Source organism: Pontibacter rugosus (assembly GCF_042678745.1).
In the GTDB taxonomy this organism is placed as follows: Bacteria; Bacteroidota; Bacteroidia; order Cytophagales; family Hymenobacteraceae; genus Pontibacter; species Pontibacter rugosus.
The window spans coordinates 1-8,932 of sequence record NZ_JBHTLD010000198.1 but is presented as its reverse complement, the minus strand read 5'-3'; the positions used below and the strand labels follow the sequence as shown (position 1 = coordinate 8,932).

The window sequence follows — 8,932 nt, the reverse complement described above, 5'->3', positions numbered from 1 at the left end:
CAGATGCAATAGTAATTAGATATATTAATGATAATGATGAGGAGTATGTAGTTTTGATTGATGCAGGTCATAGAGGTGACGGTCCTAAAATAGAGAAACATATTAACAGGTATACAAGGAGTAAAAAAATTGATCTAGCTATCAATACTCATCCTGATGATGACCATATCGGAGGCTTTTTTTATCTAGTCGGCCGAGTTCCCATAACCAAATTTTGGATACATGATCCTTCCTTACATAAAGTAAATCTGGAAAACACTTTAAACGAAATAAATAAGGCAAATCTTGAAAAAAGTTTAAAATTCGTTGTAGAAAGTCTGACAGATTCTAAAAATCTTCTCAGTTTAATTGATCAACATGGAATTGAAAGAATAGAGCCTTTCGCAGGTGTTTCTTTTGAAGAAATATCATTGAAAGTAGTTGGACCTTCTATACATTATTATGAATCCAAACTAAAGAGCTTCAGAGATTACGATGTATTACTTCGGGAAGAAAAAGCTTTATCGATGGTTAAGGGTATAGAAGAAGAATGGTTGTTTTCTGAGGGCATTGAAGAAGACAAAGCCTTATTAAACAAGAACAATGATCGTTCCAATGAAAACAATAGCAGTGTGGTATTGCTTTTCGAACCCCAAGGGCGTCGCTATCTCTTTACTGCTGATGCGGGACCAGAAGCTTTGCTCACTGCACACAATGAATACGATTTATCTAACTTGAATTGGCTAGATGTTCCGCATCATGGTAGTATATACAACATAACTTCAGACTTGATAGAAATATTTAATCCCAAAGTAGCTTATATATCATGCGGCAATGCAAAAGGTAGTCCAAGCCCATCTGTTGTTAACGTGTTGAAAGAAAATGGTTGTAAAGTTTATGCGACAAGCCTATCTGGTAACCTTTTGCATAATAAAATAGAAAATAGATCTGGATATTCTCCTGCAACTCAACTGTAGAGAATTGAGGGGACTATTAACTGTAAGAATATTACCAAAAGAACATAAAGCATAATCATCAATCACAGATGCTTCAGCTCCATGGAAGATTATCCTAAACCTAACAAAAGAAGGCTAAAAGCATTCGCCTTTGATCCGAGTCTAAGTACCCGATTGGAGACGATCATGATTAATCAGCTTTCCTTAGAAGTTCCTTGGGAGGAACTGGAGCCAGGTCCTGTGGGGGAATATCTAGAAGTTATCGACGTTGATCCTGCCTCAAGTGCAGCCTACCCCCCGATAAATTTAGATGACCCTAGTTTATTAGCACAGGGGGGACTTGCACCCTCTGAAGGTGATCCTCGCTTTCATCAGCAAATGGTATATGCAGTGGCTATGATGACTATAAAACGCTTTGAGGAGGCTTTGGGGCGGCGAGCGCTATGGTCAGTCGGTAGATACAAGGAAGAGGGGACAGGAAAAAGGAAATATGAATACGTGCAGCGGTTACGTATTTATCCGCATGCGTTACGTGAGCCCAATGCATACTATAGTCCACAAAAGAAGGCCCTTCTGTTCGGATATTTTACCGTTCCAAAAAGTACTGCTGGTTTACTTCCCGGCGGAACGATTTTTACCTGCTTGTCACATGATGTCATCGCTCATGAAACAACTCACGCATTGTTAGATGGCATGCATCGTCGCTTTGCAGAGCCAAGCAACCCTGATGTGCTAGCATTCCATGAAGCCTTTGCCGATCTAGTAGCCTTGTTTCAGCATTTCTCCTACCCAGAGGTGCTACGCCATCAGTTGGCCCGAGCGCGTGGTGATCTAGCTAGCCATACTCTTCTCGGGGAATTAGCGCATGAGTTCGGGCAAGCTATCGGCTCTCACGGCTCCCTTCGAAGTGCATTGGGCCGTCATGATCCGAAGTCCGGTAAATGGACTTCCATAACTCCTGATCCGTCAGCTCTTAGTCGTATAAATCAGCCGCATGAGCGTGGCGCAATACTTGTGGCTGCTGTGTTTGGCGCTTTCTTACAAATATATCAAACAAGAACAAGAGACCTTTTCCGCATTGCATCAATGGGTACGGGAATACTTCCTCCTGGTGAATTGCACCCTGACTTAGTAAATAGATTAGCGAGCGAGGCATCTAAAACAGCTCATCACTTTTTACGCATGTGTATTCGTGCTTTGGATTATTGTCCACCTGTAGACATTACTTTTGGGGAATATTTGCGTGCCCTTATTACTTCAGATAAAGATTTGTTTGCCGATGATAAGAGAAATTACAGAGTAGCTGTTATTGATTCTTTTAGAAATTGGGGGATACATCCTAAAGGCATCTATAGCTTATCTGAAGAAAGCCTGATCTGGCAAAAACCCAATGAGTCTGAACTAACAGCTCTTCAGTCCGCATTAGGAAGTGCTGAGGTTCTACGTAACTTATGTCCTGATTGGGGTTTATCTTCTGATAGAAAGGCGGTATACGACCAAGCAGAGCATAACCAAGAAAAGCTACAGAATAGCCTATTACAGCCTCCGCAATATCAGGCGGTTCAGGCAATGGGCTTAACAATAGATGAGAACTATCCCCGCTCTTTATCTGCAAGTAAGACCTTTTCAGGGTTTCCTGCATTGGAAATTCATGCCGTTCGACCAGCCCGCAGAGTAGGATCTGACGGAGAAGTTAAAACCGACTTAGTTATTTTGGCAACCCAGAAAAGAAAAGGATATTTTGACATATCCACGCAGGGTACAGTCGATAGCGGGAACACAGCTCAAGATCCTGATTTCATCTTTCGAGGAGGGTGCACGATATTAGTGGACTTAGAGACAGGTAAAGTACGATATATTATCAAAAAAAGCGTACTGAGTGAAGAGCGATTAAACGCACAAAGACAATACTTGCTGGAGAAGTTCCTGCCATCAGCTCAGAAGATGTATTTTAGTAGTTCAAATAATCAAGGGGAAGAAGGGTTTGCAGAGCCCTTTGCCATGTTGCATCGTCACAAACACTAAATTTTAACCGTCACTTTAAATGCATACTTATGAATGCGAAAGTTAAGATGTACAGGGTTGGAGGTCTGGGGGATTGTTTTTTATTGTCTTTTTTTGAGGGCGGCTCAACTTGTCATGTTCTGATAGACTGCGGTGTGTTTGTTGGCACGCCTGGAGCAAAGGATCGAATGCAAAAAATCGCATTAGATATTAAAGAAACCTGCAAGGGCGTGTTAGATGTTGTAGTTGCAACACATGAGCACTGGGACCACTTAAGCGGATTTAGTTTTGCAGAACACATATTTGAGCAAATCGATATACATGAAGTGTGGGTTGCATGGACGGAAGATATGCAACATCCTCTAGCTCAAGCATTGAGGGAGGAGCGGCACCAAACTTTAAAAGCACTACATGGTGCAGTAAATAGATTAAAGGTGGCTGATCCCGAACGGGCTTCGGAGATAGAAGATGTTTTATCATTCCATGGACCTTTGATGGCAACTGGTAAAGTTGGAACAGCAGAGCAGATTGCCCTGGTTCAAAAATGGGGGAAAGTGAAATACCTTCGTCCAGGGGAACAAACCATAACTTTACCAAACTTGCCAGACCTGAAAATTTATGTGCTAGGTCCTCCAGAGGACGCCGTGCTTGTTCGCCGTTCAAATCCAAAGAAAGGACAGGTCTATGAGAAGGAAATGATGGCAGAATGTTTTTTGTCTGAAAGTGAGTATAATTCCTTTTATGCAGCGGCTATTTCAGATACTGAGGTAGCACAAGCTCCTTTTCATCAGCGTTTTGTAATTCCATTGTCAGAGACCCATACAAATTCACTATATGGATCTTTCTTTGAGCAACGGTATGGCTTTGGAGCAGAACAGGGTCAAGGTCCTGCCTGGCGGCGCATTGATATAGATTGGCTAGGGGTATCAGATCAGCTTGCGTTAGCACTAGATAGCAATACAAACAACACTAGTTTGGTTTTAGCGTTTGAAATAGCCAAAGAGAAAGTACTTCTTTTCCCAGGCGATGCACAAGTAGGTAATTGGCTTTCATGGGATAAATATTCATGGGAAGAAGAAGGTCGCGAAATAACTGGTGCTGACCTAGTGAAAAGAACTATTCTGTATAAGGTAGGGCATCACGGAAGCCACAATGCTACTTTGGCTGCAAAAGGTCTTGAATTGATGGAAAGTGATGATCTAATGGCGTTGCTGCCGGTAGACGAAGAACAGGCAGCACGAAAAAGGTGGTTGATGCCTTTTGCTCCACTTTATAAGCGGCTTATAGAGAAGACGCATGGTCGTATACTTAGAGCTGACTCGGGGATTCCAGAACAACCCGAGTCTACTCCTAGTAAGGTTTGGCACGCTTTCTTAAATCGTATACGGAAAGATACAAGCGAAGATAACTTATGGGTGGAAGTCACTATCTAGTTAATTTTGCTAACAACAAAATTTTACTCCGTAACATAACTAGCGGAACCTGTGTCCAAGTCATCAACATACCAGGTTGACCTTTTATCATCTCCGGCTATGGCAATGACAGCAGGAAACCCATCACGCAAGCGATGCCTTTGCAACCACGCAAATAGCTTTCTGTCGTCTCCACTAGGCTTTGTACTAGAACCCATTGGGTGTGAATGCCACTCCCCAACATAATCAACCTGTTTACCAGTTACTTGCTCAATTCTCTTTAATTCATCCTGCAATCCTGCAGTTCCACGGTAATATGCCGTTGGCCACTCAATGCTGTCAGGAGGGGAGGGAATGAAACCAATCACATATATAATCTTACGTAGAGTGTCAAATGTTCCTATCAAAACGCCACCAGTTTCACTAGGAAGACGTAAGGTACGCTGTCGGTCCATATCCACTAGCACTCTGGTAGCAACCTCAAGAGTCCAATCACCAGCTTGCGTCCTTTGATAAGGCTCTGGATTGAATTTATGCAATGTAGTAGTCATATCATCAGTGGTTCTCCATATTCTCAGTTGAGCTGTCAACTCTTCACGTAATAAGATCTGGATTGTGCGAGAACCAATTGCAGCATGCAGTGCTACTTTATCTTGAGGAAGAATGACTGACACATCACGACAAGCATGAGAGTAGCGAATCGGAGCCCCTTTTGAAAAAAGATGATTACTGAATTCCACGTTTTTAATCAATGCCCAATAATATTCCATCTCTAAAAGATCAAGCCGTAAGGTCCTGTCCTTTGATTCCGCTAAAAATACCAAATCTGTTCCAGATGGATTAAGAAACAAAGAAGCTCTTCTCGCAGGAGAGTTTACAGACAATGCAAGCTCCCGGGCCACAGCAACTGAAGCTGACATATCTAAGATCAACGACATACCTTCCATTGTTTCCCGTAGCTCATCTGATGTTGGCTTGAGAACATCAGCTTCGATGATCTGAATTTTGGCATCTTCAAAGGTCCCTTCTAAAACAGACTGCATTGACTTAGCTTTACCATATCCAACAACCAAACCAGGTAGATAATGTCGAGCTACATTATGAGGCAAATAAGTGTCATCATCCACAAATGTCCATTGCCCCTGCCCAGCACGCATTAAGTTGTTAACCACTTGAGAACCTAAACTGCCTAAACCGATCGCCATGCACTTCTTTTCATTTGCAGTTAAGCCATTAAATGCAGCAGCCATTTCTCTTGAGAGCGACCGTATAGTATTGAGCATGTACAAAGTTGCTCCACCTCCTGTAAGTTTTAGATCAAGGGGTATAAGCCTAGCCAAATCATTTCCCTGATAAATCCATAGACCTAAACTTATTCCAACTGAAGCGATATTATCTTGTGATGCAAATGCCCATACCTCAGTAGATTCAACAGCACCTTCAGTAAATCTTTTTTTAGGAATACGGAGCAGAATCAATAGCTTATTTTTTACAGATAACTCACCACTCTTCTCCTTCCACACCAATATCTGTTGCCGAAGTTTACTTAAAAAATCAGCGCCACTTTCCCCTAAATATTCATATAACTCATCTAACGCGCGCGGCTGCAAGCGTACTACCCCATGCATCTGTGGCGGCATAGTATATACAAAGACTTTAAAATTAAGCCTATTATCACTTAAATCAGGCGCGGTGTGTTCAGCAATAGAAGCAATTAAAGTGGCTTTTCCCGATGTCTCTCCTGTGAAACGGACAACAAGTTTATCAGCAAAACTTCCATCATTGTTTGAAAACACGGCCGAAGGAAGGATAATACTCTCAGAGGGTGAAAAAAATATTTGTTCCAAAGGCTGTTCTGCATCATGCAGCTCTCCTCGAACTGTTCTATTCAACCAGAAATGTAACTGCTGTAAAAAAGCACCGGCCGTCCACTTGTATTTTAAGTCAGTATATTTGGCTTGGTACAAGCACAGGCTAATAGGTGTTCCTTCTAATACAGAATTAGTATGAGGTACTACAGGAAAATTCTTACGCAGAGCCAAAACTTCCTGATGCGATGTGTCAGAGATCTCAAATATGATGGCGATCCGTTCAAGGAAATTTATGTCAATGGCAGGATGCTGCGGCACTTCCGGCTCTATGTCCAAAATAACTGCTTCTTTATTTCCACCGGCACAGCATGTCACTAACTTAGCATATGACAATACACCCGTTTGAAGAAGGCTTACAAGCTCCTTTGCCTTAGGAAAAGTTAAAGAGCCGGTCTCAACCGGCTCTAAATTAAGATTGTAAAATTCTGGTGACGCCATGATTATGATATGGTTTTTCCAGCCCTTGGAGCAGGACTGTTAACTGCCGCAGCACTTCCACTCGTAACTGCTTTACCTACGCTTGCTCCAAAACGATCAATTTTAATCACTATTGGTTCAGGGTGAAGTATATTTGGCTCCTCCATAGTAACTAAAAATTGCCCGTTCATATTCTTCGCCTGCTCCTTGTAATAATTAGCAGCCTGACGATGAGGAGGTTGCTTGTCATCGTCGTCGTTTGGTATAGGCCAACTGGTGGAGATCATGCGGCTTCTGTTCTCTCCATACGTTTCGAAGAGCTTCTTCACATCAGGATCCGGCACTGTTTTATCTTTACCTTTATCTAAACTAAGAGACTTGTAGCTGCAATGATGTGCTATTTTAAACAAATCCCATTTTAAGCGGTCAAACCTCGAAGGATCTGATTTTGCATAGTACTCAGTTACTTGAACAATAAGTTTTATAACTTCATAATCAATGTCAGAAAAGAAATGCATTCTTGTTATTTGACCACCTTCTTGGAATGTAGCTTGAAACGTTAGAGCGTCACTGTTTCGATTCAACAATTGGTTATCTGAAGTTCGACTAGCAAAAGGGGAATGAATAAAGAATTCTACACCGTCCGCACCTAAGTCAAAGCCGGGTGCTATATTACCTGCATCAGTAATTAAATGTGCAATATCAGACTTTTCAATGCCTTGTTCAGAAAGCCAGTTGTCCATCAATCCTGGGCTAGAAAAAACTCTGATCCCTTTTCCATTTTTTAAACGATAACGCGCTTCTTGGCGAAGGATCCTAGTTTCATCCTCACACCCTTGCTCAAGGAGAACTGCAGCTGGTACCCACAACTCCTTTATCTTTATTCTGTTACCACCCTGATACTTTTCAGCGTGCAAAAGCTCAAAAAAGGATGATGCTCCACATGTATGGTCTTCATCAAGATGTGTAAATGCAACAACATCATAATAGTCTCGGTTCGCATTCTTTAAATCCGCTCGTAACTCTACTGGTAAATCAACGCGTTTGTCTTTAGGATCCGAGTCACAGCGCATGTCTGCGTAGTCGATAAGGACTTTTCGTCCGTTAGATAAGTCAATGCGGGAAGTGTCGGCATTGCCTAAGTTATAAATAGTAATCTTGTGCATGGCTAAAAGTTTTGTGAAGTATTTTTTACTTCTTCAAATATAGAGTGTTATGATTTTCATGTCAAGTATTTGTTGTGTTTATTGATGTTTGTAATACAAACATAATACATTTGTATTACCGTTGCTAAGCGCTATATTTGTATTAAAAACTCTGGATATGACTGAAGAAGAGAAAAAGTACTATGCAACTATAGGGAATAATATAAAGAGACTAAGAGAGAAAGCTCACTTAAAACAGGAGGGATTATCAGAATTACTCGGTTTATCCCGCACTTCTATCGTTAATATAGAAAAGGGAAGGCAGTGCCCTAATTTATATTTAATTATAAAGTTAACGGAGGCGCTCAGCATTAACATAGAGGATGTGTTGGGAGAAGCCTACATCAAAAAAAATAACAGAAAACTGAATTCTTCAGATTCAGTCGAAGAAAAAATGAACCAGGCCAATTTAGATGAACTGAAAGATTCGCCAGACTCTGTTAACAAGCTCAGGAATTTCATTAGGGAAAGTATTTCTAGATAAATTCAAAAATGTATAACAGGATAGAAAATTTAGCCACATCTATTTTAAAAGAGTTAAATATAGATCAAGCACCTATACCTATCAAGGAAATTGCTAGGAAGAAGAATATCGAAATTAAACCTTATGATTTAGGAGATGGTGTATCGGGAGTCCTACTACTTGATAACGGTAAAAGTGTCATTGGTTACAACCCGGTTGAATCTGTTGTAAGGCAGAGGTTTACTATAGCTCATGAACTTGGACATTTTGTACTCCACCAAAAGTACTCAGAGCTATTTATTGATAAGGAGAAACCGCTTTTTAGGAATCAAGAGTCATCAACAGGTGAGCATAAAAGAGAAAAAGAGGCTAATGCTTTTGCGGCTGCCATTCTAATGCCTCAATTCCTCATTTTTCAGGAAGCTACTAAGATTGGAATAAAGTTTATTGATGAGGCAGCAATTAAGAAATTAGCAAAAGCTTTTAACGTTAGTCAGCAGGCGATGACAATTAGACTGACTAAACTTAATCTTTTTTGGTAATCCTAACAAGCTAATTAGTACTGGATTTAGATTATTATAAGCTTCATACAGTTTTGCCCTATTTAACATAAGGATAATTATAA

At 40.9% G+C, this 8,932-nt stretch carries 7 protein-coding genes; 5 read left to right on the top strand and 2 right to left on the bottom strand.

Annotation, left to right across the window (positions count from 1 at the left end):
• The 3 genes from ACFQ2O_RS17365 to ACFQ2O_RS17355 all read left to right on the top strand — a co-directional run.
• Positions 1–956, top strand: a 956-nt coding sequence (locus ACFQ2O_RS17365; RefSeq protein WP_377530713.1) for a ComEC/Rec2 family competence protein, incomplete at its 5' end; no start/stop codon positions are given.
• Between the two features lie 81 nt (positions 957–1,037).
• Positions 1,038–2,960 carry a hypothetical protein gene (locus tag ACFQ2O_RS17360; RefSeq protein ID WP_377530710.1) on the top strand — a complete coding sequence of 641 codons (1,923 nt, stop codon included), beginning with the start codon at positions 1,038–1,040 and terminating at the stop codon, positions 2,958–2,960.
• Between the two features lie 29 nt (positions 2,961–2,989).
• Positions 2,990–4,372 carry an MBL fold metallo-hydrolase gene (locus ACFQ2O_RS17355; protein WP_377530707.1) on the top strand — a complete coding sequence of 461 codons (1,383 nt, stop codon included), beginning with the start codon at positions 2,990–2,992 and terminating at the stop codon, positions 4,370–4,372.
• A 23-nt stretch (positions 4,373–4,395) separates the two neighbouring features.
• Here ACFQ2O_RS17355 and ACFQ2O_RS17350 read toward each other — a convergent pair whose 3' ends face one another.
• Both ACFQ2O_RS17350 and ACFQ2O_RS17345 read right to left on the bottom strand, forming a co-directional pair.
• The gene (locus ACFQ2O_RS17350; protein ID WP_377530704.1) at positions 4,396–6,660 is read right to left on the bottom strand and encodes a ThiF family adenylyltransferase; all 2,265 of its coding nucleotides are present in this window, start codon (positions 6,658–6,660) and stop codon (positions 4,396–4,398) included.
• 2 nt (positions 6,661–6,662) lie between these two features.
• A complete protein-coding gene (locus ACFQ2O_RS17345) occupies positions 6,663–7,805 on the bottom strand; it encodes a hypothetical protein (protein WP_377530701.1) in 1,143 nt (380 codons plus the stop codon).
• A 157-nt stretch (positions 7,806–7,962) separates the two neighbouring features.
• On the opposite strand from ACFQ2O_RS17345, the gene ACFQ2O_RS17340 reads away from it, so the two are divergent.
• Together ACFQ2O_RS17340 and ACFQ2O_RS17335 are read left to right on the top strand one after the other, a co-directional pair.
• A complete protein-coding gene (locus ACFQ2O_RS17340; RefSeq protein WP_377530698.1) occupies positions 7,963–8,328 on the top strand; it encodes a helix-turn-helix transcriptional regulator in 366 nt (121 codons plus the stop codon).
• Between the two features lie 8 nt (positions 8,329–8,336).
• Complete coding sequence (locus tag ACFQ2O_RS17335) at positions 8,337–8,849, top strand: ImmA/IrrE family metallo-endopeptidase (protein WP_377530695.1); 513 nt, start codon at positions 8,337–8,339, stop codon at positions 8,847–8,849.
• Positions 8,850–8,932: the final 83 nt, after the last annotated feature.